Here is a 17,350-nt window from a genome sequence, read left to right on the forward strand (position 1 = left end):
CCGTCATGAAGCATGAACTGACCCTGGGCATCGCCGCCACCTCGCTGCTCGCCGCCCAGGCCTATGCGGCACCCCAGGCACCCGCCCCGGCCACCGCATCGCAGCCTGCCAAGGGCGGCGGCAAGTGCGCCAGCGGCAAGTGCGGCACCGAGAAGATCTACAGCCAGACCAAGCTCCAGCACGATCCGAATGGCGTGCTCGTCCGAGCCCGCGACGGCAAGTGCGGGCTGACCGGCAAGGGCTACAAGGTCGCCGACACCAGCCGTAGCCGGCTGGCGGAGGGCGTATGCGGACGCTGACCGCGGCGTCGCGCGGACTCGGGCTTCGGCCCGAGTTCGTCGACACCCTCCTTGAATCGGCCGCCGTACAAGGCCTGGACTTTCTGGAGGTCGCCCCCGAAAACTGGATGCAGATCGGTGGTCGCAAGCGCGACCAGCTCGATCGCATCGCCGATCGCTACCCCTTGATCGCGCATGGTCTGAGCCTGTCGATCGCCGATACCGAGCCGCTCAACACCGCGTTCGTGCGCGATGTCGCCCGGTTTCTAGACGACTATGGCATCGCCCTCTACAGCGATCACCTCAGCGCTGCGCGCGACGGCACCGGCTATCTCTACGATCTGCTCCCGGTTCCCCGCCGCGCGGAGAACCTGCCCTATCTGGCAGACCGCATCGCGCAGGTGCAGGACATTACCGGCCGCCGCCTCGTCCTGGAGAATATCTCGGCCTATCATCGCTATCCCGGCGAGATGCCCGAGGGCGCGTTCTTCGCCGAGCTCGTCGCGCGCTCCGGCTGCGGCATCCTCCTCGATATCAACAACGCCTATGTGAATGCGTGCAACCACGGCACCGATGCCGGCGCGTTCCTGCGCGCGCTGCCGTCCGACGCGATCGTCTATTATCACATCGCCGGGCATCTCGAACTTGCCGATGGCTTCCTGCTCGATATCCATGGCACGCCGGTCGCCGATGCGGTGCTCGACCTCGCCCGCGAGACCCTGGCGCTGCACGGCCCGCGCCCGCTGTTGCTCGAACGCGACAACTTCGTGCCCGAACTGGGTGCGCTGCTGCAGGATCTCGGCCGGATCGCGACTGCTATCGACGAGGGCCGCCATGTCCTTGCCTGATCCCGTCGCGCCGCGCGCCATGGTCGCCGAGTTCAACAGCTTCTGCATGGCCGCCCGCACGGACGGGTCGGGCCTCTACGGGCAGCTGCTGCGCGAGAACGTCGCCGAAGCGCTGCGGTCGAGCTTTCCGTTGTTCACCGACCGGGTGGGCAGCGCGGCCCTGGAGGCGGAGATCGACGCCTTTCTCCTGCGGCATTCGGGCACGCGCCCGCAGTTCCACCACATCGCGACGGAGTTCGTGCTGTTCTCCCAGCGTCAGGGCGTGGCCGCACCGGAACTCACCGCACTTCTCGAATATGAATGGGCGCTGCTCGCCGCCGAGATCGATCCCGCGACGGTGCCGTCCACGGCCACGACCGTGGACGACATTGCCCTCAACCCGACGACGCGCCTCGTCCTGTTGCGGTTCGATCCTGCGCAACCGGCTAGCGGCGGCGCGGTGGATCGCCCGCATGCCATTTTCCGCACCGCCGATCATCAGGTGCTCACCCTCGCGCTGACCCTGCCGGACTGCCTGGTGATCGAACATGTCCGCGAAGTCGAGGCCGTATCCTCGGCGTCGCTTTTCGAAGCGCTGGATCCGTATCTTTCGCGCTTCGAACTCCAGACCAGCCTGGCGCGCGGCTTCGCCTGTGGCCTGTTCTGCTCACCCCCCAAGACCATCGGAGACCTGCCATGAGATTGTTCGCCTTTGTCGACACCGCGCTGGAAAAGGCTCGCGCGCTGGACTTCGTCGCGCCACTCGCCATCCGCCTCTATCTGCTCCCGATCTTCTACGAGGGCGCGCATGCGAAGCTGACCGGCTTCGAAGGGCTGGTGCAATGGTTCGGCGCACCCGTGGCGCAGGGCGGGTTGAACATGCCCGCGCCGCTGCTGATGGCGGTGCTCGCCACCGCGACCGAAACCGCGGGTTGCATCTGCCTGGCGCTGGGGCTCTTCACCCGTCTTGTGTCCATCCCCCTTATGGTGACGATGACGGTTGCCGGCCTGTCGGTCCACTGGTCGCATGGCTGGGCGGCGATCGCGGGAAAGACCGCCGAGTCCACGCTCCGGCTCCAGGCCTTCATGGAATGGCTGGCGCAAAACTTTCCCGGCCGGTTCAACTACATCACGCAATATGGCGATCCGGTGGTGCTGAACAACGGCATCGAGTTCACGGTCACCTATGTAATCCTGCTTGCGGTCCTCTTCTTCTATGGCGGCGGTCGTTATGTGAGCCTGGACTATTGGCTGGGGCGTACGCCTGCGGTCGAGCGCCTGCAGCTGGCCGAAGCTCGCGCCTGATCCGCGCGTCCCGCCCGGTCTTTGCGACGGCCGCCTTCGGGTGGCCGTTCCTGTCGTGTGCAACCGCCAATGGAGACCGGCGGCCTTGCCGATCGTTTCGCCCTCCCTATGCTAAGCACCATGGCGCATGTGCTGGTAGTGGAGGATGATCGCCCGACGGCGGAGGCGATCGCGAGCGAGCTCCGCGCGCACGGTTATTCCGTCGATACCGCGGGTACCGGCGCCGACGCGCTGGCGCTGGCCCAAGCCGCCACGCCCGATGCCCTGACACTGGACCGCCTGCTGCCGGACACCGACGGGCTGGCGCTGCTTGCCAAGCTTCGCGAGGTTGGCATCCACGCGCCCGTTCTGATGGTGAGCGCGCTTGGCGATGTCGACCAGCGCATCGCGGGACTGCGTGCCGGCGGCGATGATTATCTCATCAAGCCTTTCGCGCCGAGCGAACTTGCCGTGCGCATCGAGGTGCTGCTGCGCAGAACCAGGCCGGAAGCGGAGACCGTGCTGCAGATCGGTCGCGTCCGCATCGATCGCATCCGCCGCGAGGCCCAGGTGGCAGGCGAGCCGGTGCGGCTCCTCCAGATGGAGTTCAAGCTGCTGGAATTCCTGATGCGCCATGCGGGCGCGACGGTCAGCCGGCGGATGCTGTTCGAGCAGGTCTGGAACTATCACTTTGATCCCGGCGCCAACCTGATCAACGTCCATATCGCGCGCCTGCGCCGCAAGCTCGACATGCCGGGCGAACCGTCCGCGATCGTCACCGTAAAGGGCGAAGGCTATCGATTCGATGCCGTCTGACCGGCTGCGCTGGCGCGAGGTGCGCGCCACCACCGCCTTCCGGCTGACGGTGATGCTGGGCGTGGTGTTCCTCGCCGGACTCTGGGCGACGCTGGCGGCCAACTATGCCTTGACCGCGCACGAGCTGACCGTACGCAGCGACCAGATCCTGCTCGCCCGCGCCAAGGGGCTGCTTGCGACCGCGCCCGCAGCCCTGCCCGCCCGCATCCGTGCGGAAATCGCCAACACCACGCCCGGCCTCAGCTATTTCGCGCTGTTCGGGCAGGACGGCGAGCAGGTGATGGGCAATATCGTACTTCCGCTGCCGCCCAGGCTGGGTGAGCCTTATGCCGTCAGCGCCCGGCCGGGCGCGCACGGTCCGCTCCGGGCGCTTGTCGTCCGTACGACCGAGGGGGAGACCATCCTGGTGGCGCGCGACGTTTCGCCGATCCAGGATCTTCGCATCCGCCTGCTCCAGATCCTGCTGGTCAGCGGCCTGGCGGGCACGGCGCTGGTGATGGCCGCGGCGACCCTGCTCAGCATGGCACCGCTGCGACGGGTGCGGGATCTGGAGCGCGCCAGCCGGACCATCGCGGCAGGCGGCCTCACCAACCGCATGCCGGTCGCCGGTCGCCACGACGAACTCGACCAGTTCGCGACCACGGTGAACCGGATGCTGGACGAGCTGGCGCATGTCGTCGCCCAGGTGAAAAGCGCGACCGACGCGATCGCCCATGACCTCCGAACGCCGCTCACCCGCGTGCGCGCCACCCTGCATCGCATGCAGCAGGAAGTGCCCCTGCCGGACGCTGCGCGCACGGTCACCGAAGGTGCGATCGAGGATCTCGACGCCGTCGTCGATCGCTTCGCGGCGCTGTTGCGGATCGCCGAGCTGGAAGCGAGCGGGCGCCGCGCGGGCATGGTATCGGTGGCGCTCGCCGCGCTGCTCGCCGACCTTGCCGAGCTGTACGACCCGCTTGCTGAGGAACGCGGCATCACCCTCACCGTCGACATCAGCGGGCAGCCAGAGATCCTGGCGGATCCGGAATTGCTGTTCGAAGCGATCGGCAACGTGCTCGACAATGCGATCAAGTTCGCCCGCACCAAGGTGACGCTGCGGCTGCGCGACGATGCCGGGGTACCGCGGATCGAAGTGGTCGACGATGGCCCCGGCATTCCGCCCGAGGAGCATGAGGCAGTGCTCCGGCGCTTTCACCGCGCCAGCGGCGCGGCCGGCGTCGAAGGCACCGGCCTGGGGCTGGCGGTGGTCTCGGCCGTCCTGCACCTGCACGGCTTCACCCTCGCCTTCGATGATGCCCGCCCGGGTCTTATCGCGCGGGTCCACCTGGGCGAACCCGCGCGATAAGCCGCTTCACTTGGCGGCCGGCGCGGCACCGGCAAGCTTGCGCCCCTCGGCATCCCAGACTTCCACCGGTCCGATCCCGAGAGCGCGGATCTTGCCCTCAATCTTCGACAGGTCGCCCACCACCACCCAGGTCATCGCATCGGGCTTCAGCAGTTGTGCCGCGTTCGTGATCGTTGCCGGGGTCAGCTTCGCATAGGCATCCGGCAGGGTGGTGATCCAATCATAGGGCCGCGCGAAGCGCTGCACATATTGCAGATAGCCCACCATCGCCTGGCTGGTTTCGAAGCGTCCCGGCAGCCCCAGTACCTCGCCCTTGGTCAGCAGTTCCAGTTCGCGCGCGCTCGCCGGCCGCTTGCCCCGGATGTCCCGCAGTTCCTGGTCGATCTCGTGCAGCGCCTCGGCGGTCTTATCGGTCTGTACGCTGGTCGCGACGCCGAAGGCCTGCGGCCCCCGCGCCTCCGCCACGAAGGAGTTCGCGCCGTAGCTCCAGCCCTTGTCCTCGCGCAGGTTCATGTTCAGCCGCGCCGTGAAGCTGCCGCCCAGCACATCGTTCATCGCGCCGATCTCGAACTGCCGGGGATCGGACCCCGGCGGGAGGATCTGGCCCACCCGAATGACCGACTGGATCGCGCCGGGCTTGTCGATCAGCACCACGCGCGGGCTCGTGGCCGCGGCGACAGGGTCGACCTGTTTCGTGCCCTTCGCCTGCATTGGCGCTTTCCAGTCGCCGAAGCTGCGCTCCAGCGTCGCGCGCAACGTCGCGAGATCGGTGCCGCCGGCAGCATAGATCGTCGCATTGTCGGGCCGGAACCAGCTTTCGTAAAAACCTACCACATCGTCGCGCGTGATCCCGCGCAACGTCTCGGCCCGACCGGCGAGCGGTACGCCATAGGCATGGTTCGCGCCGTAGAGCAGATAGGTGAAGGTGCGTTGCGCCACCTCGCTCGGCTCCGCAAGGGATTGGGACAGGCCGGACACGTTGAGTGCGCGATCGGCCTCGATGTCGGAGGGACGGAAGGCTGGATGGCGGATCTCGTCGGCCCAGAGCGCGACCGTGTCCGACAGGGCCCGCGGCATCGCGGACAGTGTGAAGCTGGTGGTGTCCACGTCGAGCGTGGCATAGATGCGCGCGCCGAGCAGCGCCTGGCGTTCGGCGAATTGCTGGCCACTGAGGCTGGTGGTTCCTTCGTCCATCAGCCCCATGGTGAAGCCGCCCAGGCCGGGCTTCGCGCGCTGCTCGGCGGCCTGACCCGCATCGAACACCATCGTCATGTCGACCGTCGGCGCACCCGGTTTTTCGGCCAGCAACACGCGGATGCCGTTGGACAGCCGCGTCTCCTGCAAGGCGGGCAGCTTCAGCGCCGGCGAGGGTGCGAGCGGCGGCAGCGCGGTGCGGTCGGCACCGTCCGCCAGCACCTTGTGGCTACCGAACGGCAACACGGTGAGCTGGTAGTTTGGCCGGGCCAGCCAGCCCGCCGCGACGCTGCGCACCTGCGGGGCCGTTACTGCCTGCAGCCGCTGCGCCTCAACCGCATATTGTCCGGGATTGCCGGCGAAGACGGTGCTGTCCGCCAGCGCCATCGCTTTGACGTAGATGGATTCCATCGCTCGCGCATTGTCGGCGAAGGCGCTCGCCTTTACCCGGGCGAGTTCGGGCGCGGACGGCCCCTGCGCGACGAAGTCGTCCAGCACGGCCTTCACCGCCGTCTCTGCCGCCGCGCGATCGACACCGGGCTTGAGGCGGACGTCGATCGAGAAGATGCCCGCCACCGCGAAACCTGCATAGCTGGCCGCGGCATAGGTCGCGAGCTTCTTGTCCTGCACCAGGACCTGGAACAAGCGGGATGTTTTGCCGCGGCCCAGCGCCTGTGCCGCCGCCTGCAGTGCCGGTGCTTCAGCGGTGCCGCGGCCCGGCACCGCCCAGGCCCATGCGATCGCCGTCTGGGGAACATTGTCTTCCATCGTCTCGCGCCTGTCGCGCTCCAGCGCCGGCACCCAGGCCGTGGTGCGACTTACCGGCGCACCGGCAGGCACGCTGCCGAAATACTTCTGCATCAGCGTCTTGGCCTGCTCCACGGTGACGTCGCCGGTAAGGGAGACGACGGCATTGGTCGCGCCGTAATAATCGGCGAACCACGCCTTAACGTCCCCCAGGGTCGCGGCGTTCAGGTCTTCCATCGATCCGATGGTGGGATGATGATAGGGGTGCCCCTCCGGGAAAAGCGCGGCCGCCTGGCGAGGGTCCATCAGCGCATAGGGCGTGTTCTCGCGGGTGCGCTTCTCGTTCTGGACGACCTTGCGCTGCTCGTCGAGCTTCGCCTGGCTGATCGCGCCGGCAAGATAGCCCATGCGATCGGATTCCAGCCACAGCACGCGCTCCAGCCCGCCAGTGGGCACGATCTCGTAATAATAGGTCTGGTCGAGCGAGGTCGCGCCGTTGACGCCGGAGACGCCGATCTCCTGCAGCGGCGGCATATATTCCTTGCCGTGGTGCTCGGAGCCGTTGAACATCAGATGTTCGAACAGATGCGCGAAGCCCGACTTGCCGGTCGGCTCGTTCATCGAACCGACATGGTACCACACGGTCACGGCCACCTTGGGGGTGCTGTGGTCCTCATGCACGACGACCCGCAGGCCGTTGGGCAGAGTGAATTGCTGGAAAGGAATGGCTTCCTGGCCATAGGCGGGGGCCGCGCATGCGAGCGCGAGAGAAGCGGCCGTGCGAAGCAGCGCGGTGCGGAACATCGAAAATCCTCGTGAAAAATGCGCGCCGGCGTAATCCTGGAAGCGCCGGCGCGAGTTGGGCCGAACCTCAGAAGATGACGGCGCCGCCGATCTTGAACTTGCGCCCGCCCAGATAGGTGGCGCGTGTGTAGGTGCCGGCCATCAGCTGTTGCAGGTCGGGCGTGGTGGTGCCCTTCAGCAGGTCGGAGCCCTCGACATAGAGCCGGTATTTGCGCGTGCGCGGATCAAGATAATATTCCGCGTGGAGGTCGAGGGTATGCACCCCCTTGTCCCATACCGACAGGCCGCGCGGGACGAAGTTGTTGAGCGTCTTGGACTGGAAGCTGTACGCCAGCGTGCCGTCGAAGCCATATTTGTTGTAGGTTAGCGCAACCGTGCCGGAGTGCTTGGGCTGCTGGTTGAACGGCAACCCGGCGAATTCGTAGACGTTGCTTTGGCCTGTTGGGGCATAGGCCCAGCTATAGCGCTGCCAGCGTTTGCTGTGCGTGTAGGTGTAGTTGGCGATGATGCCCAGGCCGCCCAGCGCGCCGGGCAGGAAGTCGAACTGCCGTTCGAACCGTGTCTCGATGCCCCAGATCGTCGCCAGATGGGCGCTGTTGATCGGAGACCCGCCGTTGATGAACACTTTCTCCGGATGCGCCGGGTCGAAATAGGGCGCTCCCTGGAAATAGGGGTGATTCGGCAGCGTGACATTGGCAAGGTTGGCCGGCCCATTGGTTTGGGTGGACTGCAGCAGATTGTTGATCCGCTTGTAGAAGCCGGCGAGCTTGATGATGCCGATCTTGTGATAATATTCGGCGCTCAGGTCGAAATTGTGCGTGATCGCCTGTTTGAGGTTCGGGTTGCCCGAATTGAGCTGCAGTACCGGCTTCACGCCCTCCGGACCGGGAATCGGGATGTTGATGAAGCTGATCCGGGTCTGCTGCGACAGGTCTCCGATCTGCGGTCGCGCAACCGACAGGAAATAGCCGCCGCGGAAGATCAGATTGTCTGACCGGCGATAGTTGAACAGGACGCGTGGCAGGAAATCCTCGGACCTTGCGCGCTCCGTCACCAGCTTGCTGAACTGGTTCTGGAAGATCAGATCCGTCCCGAAGCCGCCGCCGTCCTGCGCGAGGATCGGGCCGACATAGGTCGGGAAAAGCAGATTGGATGCGCTGAGATCGGTGCGGTTGTACCGCACGCCGCCGATGATCTCGAGCTTGCCGAACTGCAGCTGGCTCTGCACATAGGCGGCGTAATTATCCTCGCGCGTGCCTTGGCGGTCCTGTCCGTCCACCGGCTTGATCGGGTTCAGCGTCAGCTGTCCGCTCTTGGCGATATAGTCGCCGATATGGTCGAGAAACCCGATCAGCGTGCTCTCCGACATGGCGGTGAAGTTGGCGCCCGTCACGCCGATCCGGCGGAGATCGGTCGGCGTGAACGGCAGGCCCAGCGAAGCGATCGACGCGTTGCCGCCGAACTGGGTGCGCACCAGGTCGTGCCGGAATTTGGCGCGCTCGAAGCGTCCGCCGACCTGCACATATTTCAGGAAGCCCCAGTCCATGTCCCAGCGCACGCTGAGATCGCCGGTATAGCGATCGTTGCTGCCGGTGGTGGTGTCGATCTGGCCGGTCCCGCTGCTGATCTTGTACAGCGACGGATCGTTGATCACCGCCCAGCCGGCCTCGCTGAGCAGCGGAATCGGTATGGCATCGCCGCTTCGCCGGGCGAAGGCGGAGATGATATAGCCCAGCTTGGCGTCGGTCGCGGCAGGCTGGAACAGGGCCGGGGTCGCCTCGGTTCCAGGCGTGCGCATGTCCAGTGCGGTGTTGCGGCCATGGTTCTCGCTGCCATGGGCATAGCCTGCAAGGTAAATGAAGGTCAGCTTGCCGAGCGTGCTCTTGCCGTTGAAGCTGTAAGTGTCGGTTCGGCTCTTGCCGCCGGGATCATAACCATAGACCTGCTCGCGGTAGAGCGAACCGTTGCCGGGTTTGAGGTTCAGATGCAGCGCCGAGATGGCCTCGCCACCCGGTACATCCGAATAATCCCCGCCGGCTGAGAAAACGTCGGACATCGAATAGCTGGTGCGATCGGATTCGGCGTGCTGGAAATCGAAGCGAAGATTGGTGTGGCGCCCGATCTGCCATTCGGCCGACAGGGTTGCCGCGACCGTCGACTGCTTGACATGGTTGAAATCGGTCTGCAGCTGCGAGACATAGACGCCATCGTCGCCCGGCACGAACGGGAAGGTCGCGCGGGGATCGACGGCCTCGATCGTGGTGAGCGTCGGCTTGCCGTTAGCGGCGTTCGGCAGGAACGCGCCGAAGTTCGTGACCGTCCCGTACGCAATGTTGCGCACCGAATTGCGGCGGTACTGCACCGAGGCGCTGAGGCCGAGATTGTTCTGCGCGCCGAACCGCCCTGCAACCGTGCCGGACGCAAGCAGATCATGGCTGAAGTCCTTGGCCCCCAGCCCGCCTTCCAGCTGGAAACTGGCATAGCGGCGCGGGCGGTTGAGCGGCGAGAGCGTCTCGATCTCGATCAGGCCCCCCGTGCCGGCGCTGTCCTGACTCGGCAACAGGCTCTTGCTGATCGTGATCTTGCTCACGGAGTCTGCGAGCAAGTTATTAAGATTGGCGGAGCGCCCCGTTCCATTACCCACCGGCAACTGCAGCCCGTTGAGCTTCACGTTGTTCATGTCCGGGTCCAGCCCGCGGACAATCACGTTGGTACCGTCGCCGGTCACGCCGTCGCGCTGGAACGACACGCCGGCGGTGCGCCGCAGCGCGTCGGCAAAGGTGGTGCCGGTGAAATTGCCGAGATCGTCGGCAGAGACGACTTCCGAATTATTTTCGGCGCTGCGTTGCAGGTTGAGCGCGTTGGCGCGCGCGCTCCGCGTGCCGTAGACGACGATCCGCGACCCTTCCTCGGTGATGCCTTCGTTCAACGCCAGATCGAACGCGCTCACACCGCTGCCCACAAGGACGGTTTGCGTTCGCGTCTCGAAGCCGAGAAACGAAATCTCCACCGTGTAGGTCCCCGGCGCGAGATCGTCGAAGCGGAAGTCGCCGTTATCGTCAGCGGTCGTCGTCTGGCCGGTTTGAACGATGCGGACCAGCGCGCCGGCCAGCGAACGCCCGCCCTGGTCCCGCATCAGATGCCCGGAAATGCTACCCTTTCCGCCGCGGCTTTGCCCGGCGGCAGGCGCGACGATGTACGAACCGCCGCTGGTAACGGTGAGCGTAAGGCCCGACCCCTGAAGCAGCGTATAATAGGCGTCGCGCGCGCTGAATTCGCCGTGCAACGCCGGTGCATCCCGACCGCGCAGCGTCGCCCCGTCGAAGACAATATTGGTCGTCGTGCGGGCGGCGACGGAGCGCAGCGCGCCCTCCAGCGACTGCGCCGCCATGTCGAAACTATACCGAGTCTGGGCTTGGGCAACGGGAATTACGGACAGGCAGCAACCCGCTGCGAGAACGGCAAGCATCGGTCTGGATGGCATGGTATTCCCCCCACGGAGCGCGACCCTTTTCGCTGTCTCCCTATCCACCTAGACGATGCTGCAATGCGAAACCGACATGCTTCGGACACATAAATGTCATGGCTTGCGAATTCAGCGCATGATCCGCAAAGTTTCTCCCTCTTCCGCGACATGAAGCCCATGCAGTGTCGCTACCGCGCGGGCAAATTCGCCGGTGTCGTTGGTCGCGAACACGCCCGACACCTGCAGCGACGCCAACGCAGGATCGGCCAGCACGAGGCGCGGGCCGCCATAACGGTTCATCTCGGCCACCGCATCGGCAAGGGGCGTATCGGCAAACATCGCCTGCCCGCGGCGCCAAGCCGTCGCAGCCTCTACGGGCTGCACATCGATATGCGCCGCGCCCATCTCCGGAGCGCGAAGGCGGTCGCCTGGTTTGAGATAGGTCGGCGCGCCACTGCTGCCAGAACGCCGCAGGTCCGTGACCGCAACCCTGCCGTGGAGCAACGTCACCGTCACCGTATCGCCATCTCGCCGGACGACGAAGCTGGTCCCAACCGCCCGAATCTGCTTGTCGCCTGCGCGGACGAGGAACGGGCGGGTGCTGTTATGCGCCACTTCGAACATCGCCTCGCCGCGATCCAGCTGCACCAGCCGCTCCTTCGCGCCATAGCGCACTTCAACGCTGCTGTCGGTGTTGAGCGCGATGCGGCTGCCATCCTCCAGCGTGGCGACCTTCTGTTCGCCGATGCCGGTGGAATAGGCGGCGGGCCGGGCGATCCAGAGCAAGGTCGCGATGGCAAGAGCTGCCACCAGCACCGCCGCAAGCGCATAGAGCGGCGCGCGCAAGCGGGGGTGCGGTGTTGCGAGGGCACGCTTCGATTGCGCGATCTCCGGCAGGTCCGCCCAGATATCGGTCGCGCGCTCGAACGCTTCCCGGTGTGCGGGATCGGCACGCAGCCATTCTCGGAATGCGGCTTCGCGTTCCGGAGTACGCGAATCAGACTGCAGCCGCGCGAGCCACACCGCCGCTTCGGCCGCGGCGCGGGTATCAAGCCGGCTCACCATCCGTCCATCCACTGCATCAGCTGCAGCGTCGCGCGGGCAACCTGCTTTTCGACAGCGGCGACGCTCATGCTCTCGTCGGCCGCGATTTCGGCATAGGTCGCGCCATCGAGACGGCGGCGCAACAGGATGCGGCGGGTGCGTTCCGGCAGCCGGGCAAGACCCGCCTGGGCACGCGCGAGCCGGCCCTGTTGTTCCAATACCTGCGCGGGATCGGGGGACGCATCGGCGATCTCGAGCAGGTCATTGGTGGCGGCGAACGGTGCGCGGGCGTCGCGCCGGCGGCGATCGATTGAAAGGTTGATCGCCGCCGTTACCAGCAACGCCTCCCGCGATCGGGCTTGTTGCGCGCGCTCATAGCGCTCGATCCTGAGGAATGCTTCCTGCACCAGCTCGTCCGCATCCTGCTCCGCGATACCGCGACGAAGCACCGCACGTTTCGCCTTCGCCAACATGTCCGCAAGATCGGGCACGCCATCGCTCCCTTAGCTAGACGCGCGAGATTGGAAAGTCCGACAAGCTTCGAGCCTGAGGTTCCGGGGATGCATTGCTCCAGATTGGTCAAGTCTCGTACCTTTGCCAAGCGCTGTTTGCTTTTTCATTTTGTCGAAAGCGGGACGCGCCGCTGCGTGTCGGCCGCAAGATGAAGCTTGATCCGTCCGGGCAACAGCCCAATGCCCGGCGCCTCGGCGAGCGCGTTGTCGACGCGGCGGGGCGCAGCAGCGACGTTACATGTGCATTGGTATCTCAACAATGTTGTTCGGCGGCGGCTGAACGCGATCGACTGGACGATCGTCCGTCCGGGCGCCAATGGGGTCATCCCTGACGCTCACGGCCAGAGCGTCGTCGGTCGCGCGCGGATCGCTTTCTTGATGCGCCGGACAGCGGAAGGATGCGTGGAACAGCATGCGGTGGAGACGGCGTAACCTGGCTTCGATGAGCGCGGATGTCGGCGACGGCCTGGCGCCTGCCGTCGAGGCGGTGACCACGCCGATCAAGCCGGCGCGGGGCAGCGGCCGCGGTTACCGCGCGATAGCGCTCGTGGTCGCTGCGGCGCTGTTCATGCAACAGCTGGACGGCACGGTACTCACCGTCGCCCTGCCGACCATGGCGCTTGACCTCGGCAGCTCTGCGACCAGCCTGAGTGTCGCGCTGACCAGCTACCTGCTTGCGCTGGCGCTGTTCATCCCTGCAAGCGGCACGCTGGCCGACCGCTTCGGATCGCGGACCATCTTCTGCGCCGCGATCGGTATCTTCCTTGCCGGCTCGATGGCCTGCGCGCAGGCGGGCACGCTGCCGATGCTGGTCGCCGCGCGGTTCGTCCAGGGCATCGGCGGCGCGATGATGGTGCCGGTGGGGCGGCTGGTGCTCCTGCGCAGCGTCGCCAAGGAAGACATGGTCCAAGCCCTGTCCTGGCTGGTAATGCCGGCACTGATCGGCCCCATCCTCGGGCCGCCGCTGGGCGGGTTCATCGTCACCTGGCTCGACTGGCGCTGTATCTTCTATCTGAACCTGCCGATCGGCATTGCCGGTGCTATCGGCGCGCTGCTGCTGGTCCCGGAGGTGCGCGGCGAAGCGCGGACGCGGTTCGATATCCTGGGCTTCTTCCTGTCGGGCGGCGCGCTCGGCTGCCTGTTGTTCGGGTTCGAGCTATCGAGCTATCCCGGCGTCGCCCGGATAGCGATGGGGCTGCTCGTCACCGGCGCGCTATTCGCGCTCGGCTATGTCTGGCACGCCCGACACGCGCGCGATCCCATCCTCGATCCGCGGCTGATGCGCATCGACACCTTCCGCCTGTCGGTGATCGGCGGGTCGCTGACTCGTATCACCCAGGGTGCCCAGCCCTTCCTGCTGCCGCTGATGTTCCAGCTCGGCTTCGGCTTCTCCGCAGCGACAACGGGTACGATCACCATGGTCGGCGCGATCGGGGCGCTGGCGATGAAGGCGCTGGCGCCGCGGGTGCTCCGCCGCTGGGGCTTTCGCGACAGCCTGCTCGTATCCGGCCTGATCAGCAGCCTCGGCTATGCCAGCTGCGCGCTGTTCCGCCCGGACTGGCCGATCGCCGCGATGGTGGCGGTGCTGGCGATCTCGGGCTTCTTCACCTCGTTCCAGTTCACCGGCTTCAACGCGATCGCCTATGCCGATGTCGACAAGGAAGAGATGAGCAGCGCGACCAGCTTCTACGCAACCTTCCAGCAGCTGACCCTGTCCCTCGGCATCTGCACCGCGGCGACGGCGCTGGAGCTGGGGCCGCAACTCGCGCACCGGACGCAGCTCCAGCTGAGCGACTTCTCGGTGGCTTTCGTCATCGTGGCCGCCATCTCCGCGTCGGCCTGGTTCTGGAACCGCCGTTTCGCGGCCGATGCCGGCGCCGCGATGAGCGGGCATCACCCCCGCGGTTGAATACCGTCCCGCCGCCGGGCGCGGTGGTCAGGATGCCAGGAAGCGGATCACCGGCGCGAAAAAGGCAGACGGCTGCTCGATCCAGGGGAAATGCCCGGCATGGTCGATCGCCACCAGTTCCGAGCTGGCAATGCCCTGCCGGATCCGTTCGGATTCGGTCAGCGGGCAAGCAGGATCTTGCCGCCCCTCGACGATCAGTGTCCTGGCGGTGATCTTCGCCAGATCCGCGAGCGGCGGCGCCCGGTCGGCCGGCGGGGATTCCTCGAACGCCTTGTACATGCGCACGCTCATCGGTTTCGTCATGGCGGCGACAAGCACGCGCGCGTCGCGCGTCGGATCATAGAAGAAGAAGCCCGCATAGCCCTTGAACTGCTTGGTGAAAGCAGCGTCGGTTTGCGGAGTCGGTCCCGCCATCAGCGCGTCCAGCCGGGAGAATGCCGGGTCGGTACGGCGGCGCGCACGCTCCGCCAGCTCGACCGGGCCTGGCGCGCCCTTGTAGCCCAGCAGCTGCGAGCCGATCAGCACCAGCTTGCCCACCCGTTCCGGATGACGCTCGGCGTAGAGGATCGCAATGGCGCTGCCATTCGAATGGCCCACCAGATTCATCGACGGCAGGCCGAGATATGCGCGAAGCTGTTCGAGGTTCTCCGCCAGATCGACATTGCCGATATGATCGGTCGCCGCGACCGGGCTGGAGAGCCCCGTCCCGCGCGGATCATATGTCAGGACGGTAAATCGCTTGGCGAGCGGAGCCAGCCCCTTTTCGAGATATTCGGTGCCGATGCCCCAGCCCGGAGCCTGAACGACCACGAGCGGGCCATGCCCGCGGATCATATAGTGGATCCGCACGCCCTGCAGGTCGGCGAAGTGGCTGCCTGGCGCAAGCTTCGATCCGGCGCCTTCCTCTCGGGCGGCAGTCGGCGCAGCCGCCGAAGCGGCGCCGAGGGCAAGCAGGGCAAGCAGGGCAAGATGCGGGATTTTCATGATGAATCGGCACTTTACGCTGGGGCACAAAGCATCCGGCTACACCGCGTTCAGGCCCGCGCCATAGCTATACCGACGTGCAGCTATGCGCGGGCAGGATCCGACGTGCGCTATGCAGCGATATAGACATACCAAAGCAGGATCAGCACCAGTCGCCCCGCGAAGCCGCTATGGCTTATCGTCGCGATCATGGTTGCAATGAGTGCCGCGACAAGGGCGACACCGCCGCCCTGAAAAAGCGGTGCGGCCGAGAGCCGGATCGCGCTCGCCGGCAGCGCCAGCAGCAGACCCCAGCCAAGCCCAGCCACAAGGAACGCAACGCGGCGGATCATCGCGGGCAGCGGCGCGGTGCGGGTCAGCGCCAGCAGGCCCTTGGCTTCGCTCCGCCCCGCATGGGCGGACAGCGCGAACACCAGCAGCAGCCCGGCGGCGGCCCCGCCGATATGGCGATAGTCCGCGGCCAGCCCGGCCAGCGCCGCCGCGATCGCCAGCAGCGTGAACAGTCGCCCGGCCCCGATCAGCCGGAATTCCGCCAGTACAAGCCCAAGATAGGGCAGACCTATCCCCTGTGCCGGTGGCGACTCTGCCAAAGACGCGGTTCGCCGCGGCTTCGGCGCCAGCAGGCGGTCGAATACTCCACCGGACTTGTGCCGCGCGCGATGGCGATGTGGCCGGTAGAGCAGCCCGCCAAGCACCGCCAGGACGAGTGCGATGCCAGTCCAGGCCAGCCGCGAGGCGATATAGCCTGGCGCGAGCACCCCCGCCATCACGTCAAGCGGCGCGCGGCCGGGTGCCAGACCTTCCACGCCGCCGATCACCACGTCCTGTCCGGCCAGCGGCACCGGCCCCGCCAGCGGGCGGACGAAGCCCGGAAAATCCGCGAGATTGACCAGGAAGCTCGACGGCTGGCTGGCGACCGCCGCCGGCATGGCGAGGCTAGCAAACCAGAGGATGAAGAATACCAACTCTCCCGCCGCGCGCCGGGTAAGCGGCAGCGCGTCGAGGAAACGGTGAACTGCCGCAAGGCCGATCAGCGCCGGCGCTGCGATCAGCCAGAGCAAGGCTGCGATGCGTGGCAGGTCCAGCGGCCCGGTCACGATCAGCCAGCCCAGGAAGCCGCCCGCCAGCGTCAATGTCGACAGCATGGCGAGTAGCACGACGACGTCGGCGGCGAAGCGCCCCAGCGCGATCGCGACGCGTGATGCCGAAGTCACCTCGTCGATCTGCCAGGGCTGCCGACGGGTGGCGTTGGCCCGCAGATAGAGGAAGCCGATCGGCAGCAGCAGCGTCGACACCACAATGCCGAGCGATACGCCGAGCACGGCCGAGCTGATCACCGGCAGATGCTTGCCCACCGCGATCTGCACGCCAGAGCCATCGTCGCGCGCGATCATGAAGCGTGCGCCTACCGGTCCGGCGAGCAGCAGCAGCCACAGACCCCAGCCGCGCGACGCGCGCACCAGATTGGCGATGAAAGTGGCGCGGGCAACCGCGATCATGCCGGGGCCACCCGTCCCTCGGCGACGCGCAGCACCGCTCGCGCTGCGGGAGCGAGCTCCTCGGCGAGGTGCGTGGTCATCACGACGATGGCGTCTCGGGTTCGTTCGAGGAGCAGGTCGCCGACCTGGCGCGCCGTCGTCGCGTCGAGTTCGGCCGTGGGTTCGTCCAGCGCGATCAGGCGCGGCGCACCAAGCACGGCTTGTGCGAAGATCAGGCGGCGCCGCATGCCCCCGGAAAAGGTCGCGATACGTGCATCCGTTGCGTCGCGTAGGCCGATCGCTTCGGCGATGCCGTCGAACTGGCGGTCGGCCGCGCGCTGATCCAGACCCTTGAGCGCAGCCATGTACCGCACGAACTCGCGCGCGGTCAGATCTTCCGGCAGATCCACCGCCTGGGGTGCGTAGCCCAGGCTGCGCCGCAAGGCCGTGCGCACCTTGGAGAGCGGCGTGCCGTCCCAGAGAATTTCGCCCCGGTTCGGCCGCTCCGCTGTGGCGATAAGGCGCAGCAGCGTCGACTTGCCGGCGCCACTGGGGCCGACCAGCAGCGTCAGGCCCGGCGCGAAGACGGCATTTACGTCCGCCAGAACCTGCTTGGACCCATAGGAGCGTGAGACCCCGTGCATTTGAAGTTCGGTCATATA

At 66.4% G+C, this 17,350-nt stretch carries 15 protein-coding genes; 8 read left to right on the top strand and 7 right to left on the bottom strand.

Annotated elements, in window-relative coordinates:
* Nucleotides 1–5: 5 nt before the first annotated feature.
* The 6 genes from A7X12_RS14825 (at nucleotide 6) to A7X12_RS14850 (ending at nucleotide 4,550) form a co-directional block, all read left to right on the top strand.
* Nucleotides 6–299, top strand: a complete 294-nt coding sequence (locus A7X12_RS14825) for a hypothetical protein (protein ID WP_064312360.1) — start codon at nucleotides 6–8, stop codon at nucleotides 297–299.
* Nucleotides 287–1,126 (top strand): DUF692 domain-containing protein, encoded by an 840-nt coding sequence (locus A7X12_RS14830; RefSeq protein WP_064312361.1) that lies wholly within the window; start codon nucleotides 287–289, stop codon nucleotides 1,124–1,126. Before A7X12_RS14825 ends, A7X12_RS14830 begins: the two co-directional genes overlap by 13 nt.
* Entirely contained in the window at nucleotides 1,113–1,805 is a 693-nt protein-coding gene (locus A7X12_RS14835; RefSeq protein ID WP_064312362.1) for an HvfC/BufC family peptide modification chaperone, read from the top strand. The genes A7X12_RS14830 and A7X12_RS14835 overlap by 14 nt, the downstream gene beginning before the upstream one ends.
* On the top strand, nucleotides 1,802–2,410 hold the full coding sequence (locus tag A7X12_RS14840; protein WP_064312363.1) for an HvfX family Cu-binding RiPP maturation protein: 609 nt from the start codon (nucleotides 1,802–1,804) through the stop codon (nucleotides 2,408–2,410). Before A7X12_RS14835 ends, A7X12_RS14840 begins: the two co-directional genes overlap by 4 nt.
* Before the next feature lie 120 nt (nucleotides 2,411–2,530).
* On the top strand, nucleotides 2,531–3,205 hold the full coding sequence (locus A7X12_RS14845) for a response regulator transcription factor (RefSeq protein ID WP_064312453.1): 675 nt from the start codon (nucleotides 2,531–2,533) through the stop codon (nucleotides 3,203–3,205).
* Nucleotides 3,195–4,550, top strand: coding sequence for a sensor histidine kinase (locus A7X12_RS14850; RefSeq protein ID WP_064312364.1), 1,356 nt, complete (start codon nucleotides 3,195–3,197; stop codon nucleotides 4,548–4,550). Before A7X12_RS14845 ends, A7X12_RS14850 begins: the two co-directional genes overlap by 11 nt.
* A gap of 6 nt (nucleotides 4,551–4,556) precedes the next feature.
* Here the strand turns inward: A7X12_RS14850 and A7X12_RS14855 are convergent, their stop codons facing one another.
* From A7X12_RS14855 to A7X12_RS14870, 4 genes are all read right to left on the bottom strand, one after another.
* A complete protein-coding gene (locus A7X12_RS14855) occupies nucleotides 4,557–7,295 on the bottom strand; it encodes a M16 family metallopeptidase (protein ID WP_064312365.1) in 2,739 nt (912 codons plus the stop codon).
* Between the two features lie 67 nt (nucleotides 7,296–7,362).
* Nucleotides 7,363–10,686, bottom strand: coding sequence for a TonB-dependent receptor (locus A7X12_RS14860; RefSeq protein WP_064312366.1), 3,324 nt, complete (start codon nucleotides 10,684–10,686; stop codon nucleotides 7,363–7,365).
* A 204-nt stretch (nucleotides 10,687–10,890) separates the two neighbouring features.
* The gene (locus A7X12_RS14865; RefSeq protein WP_064312367.1) at nucleotides 10,891–11,826 is read right to left on the bottom strand and encodes a FecR family protein; all 936 of its coding nucleotides are present in this window, start codon (nucleotides 11,824–11,826) and stop codon (nucleotides 10,891–10,893) included.
* A complete protein-coding gene (locus A7X12_RS14870; protein ID WP_232318529.1) occupies nucleotides 11,820–12,296 on the bottom strand; it encodes an RNA polymerase sigma factor in 477 nt (158 codons plus the stop codon). Before A7X12_RS14870 ends, A7X12_RS14865 begins: the two co-directional genes overlap by 7 nt.
* A gap of 177 nt (nucleotides 12,297–12,473) precedes the next feature.
* Between A7X12_RS14870 and A7X12_RS14875 the strand changes: the two genes are divergently transcribed.
* Both A7X12_RS14875 and A7X12_RS14880 read left to right on the top strand, forming a co-directional pair.
* On the top strand, nucleotides 12,474–12,749 hold the full coding sequence (locus A7X12_RS14875) for a hypothetical protein (protein ID WP_157105609.1): 276 nt from the start codon (nucleotides 12,474–12,476) through the stop codon (nucleotides 12,747–12,749).
* A gap of 10 nt (nucleotides 12,750–12,759) precedes the next feature.
* The gene (locus tag A7X12_RS14880) at nucleotides 12,760–14,226 is read left to right on the top strand and encodes an MFS transporter (RefSeq protein ID WP_064312369.1); all 1,467 of its coding nucleotides are present in this window, start codon (nucleotides 12,760–12,762) and stop codon (nucleotides 14,224–14,226) included.
* Between the two features lie 27 nt (nucleotides 14,227–14,253).
* Here the strand turns inward: A7X12_RS14880 and A7X12_RS14885 are convergent, their stop codons facing one another.
* The 3 genes from A7X12_RS14885 to A7X12_RS14895 all read right to left on the bottom strand — a co-directional run bounded on the left by A7X12_RS14885 (nucleotide 14,254) and on the right by A7X12_RS14895 (nucleotide 17,347).
* Nucleotides 14,254–15,210 (bottom strand): alpha/beta fold hydrolase, encoded by a 957-nt coding sequence (locus A7X12_RS14885; protein ID WP_064312370.1) that lies wholly within the window; start codon nucleotides 15,208–15,210, stop codon nucleotides 14,254–14,256.
* 110 nt (nucleotides 15,211–15,320) lie between these two features.
* A complete protein-coding gene (locus A7X12_RS14890) occupies nucleotides 15,321–16,709 on the bottom strand; it encodes a hypothetical protein (RefSeq protein ID WP_064312371.1) in 1,389 nt (462 codons plus the stop codon).
* Complete coding sequence (locus A7X12_RS14895; protein WP_064312372.1) at nucleotides 16,706–17,347, bottom strand: ABC transporter ATP-binding protein; 642 nt, start codon at nucleotides 17,345–17,347, stop codon at nucleotides 16,706–16,708. The genes A7X12_RS14890 and A7X12_RS14895 overlap by 4 nt, the downstream gene beginning before the upstream one ends.
* Between the last annotated feature and the right edge of the window lie 3 nt (nucleotides 17,348–17,350).

This window comes from Sphingomonas sp. TDK1 (assembly GCF_001650735.1).
Lineage (GTDB): Bacteria > Pseudomonadota > Alphaproteobacteria > Sphingomonadales > Sphingomonadaceae > Sphingomonas.

Bases quoted from the DNA above. Each gene is read 5' to 3' on its own strand.
- A7X12_RS14825 (WP_064312360.1), top strand. From the start codon at position 6: ATGAAGCATGAACTGACCCTGGGCATCGCCGCCACCTCGCTGCTCGCC.
- A7X12_RS14830 (WP_064312361.1), top strand. From the start codon at position 287: ATGCGGACGCTGACCGCGGCGTCGCGCGGACTCGGGCTTCGGCCCGAG.
- A7X12_RS14835 (WP_064312362.1), top strand. From the start codon at position 1,113: ATGTCCTTGCCTGATCCCGTCGCGCCGCGCGCCATGGTCGCCGAGTTC.
- A7X12_RS14840 (WP_064312363.1), top strand. From the start codon at position 1,802: ATGAGATTGTTCGCCTTTGTCGACACCGCGCTGGAAAAGGCTCGCGCG.
- A7X12_RS14845 (WP_064312453.1), top strand. From the start codon at position 2,531: ATGGCGCATGTGCTGGTAGTGGAGGATGATCGCCCGACGGCGGAGGCG.
- A7X12_RS14850 (WP_064312364.1), top strand. From the start codon at position 3,195: ATGCCGTCTGACCGGCTGCGCTGGCGCGAGGTGCGCGCCACCACCGCC.
- A7X12_RS14855 (WP_064312365.1), bottom strand. From the start codon at position 7,295: ATGTTCCGCACCGCGCTGCTTCGCACGGCCGCTTCTCTCGCGCTCGCA.
- A7X12_RS14860 (WP_064312366.1), bottom strand. From the start codon at position 10,686: ATGGCGGCGCAGTCGCTGGAGGGCGCGCTGCGCTCCGTCGCCGCCCGC.
- A7X12_RS14865 (WP_064312367.1), bottom strand. From the start codon at position 11,826: ATGGTGAGCCGGCTTGATACCCGCGCCGCGGCCGAAGCGGCGGTGTGG.
- A7X12_RS14880 (WP_064312369.1), top strand. From the start codon at position 12,760: ATGAGCGCGGATGTCGGCGACGGCCTGGCGCCTGCCGTCGAGGCGGTG.
- A7X12_RS14885 (WP_064312370.1), bottom strand. From the start codon at position 15,210: ATGAAAATCCCGCATCTTGCCCTGCTTGCCCTGCTTGCCCTCGGCGCC.
- A7X12_RS14890 (WP_064312371.1), bottom strand. From the start codon at position 16,709: ATGATCGCGGTTGCCCGCGCCACTTTCATCGCCAATCTGGTGCGCGCG.
- A7X12_RS14895 (WP_064312372.1), bottom strand. From the start codon at position 17,347: ATGACCGAACTTCAAATGCACGGGGTCTCACGCTCCTATGGGTCCAAG.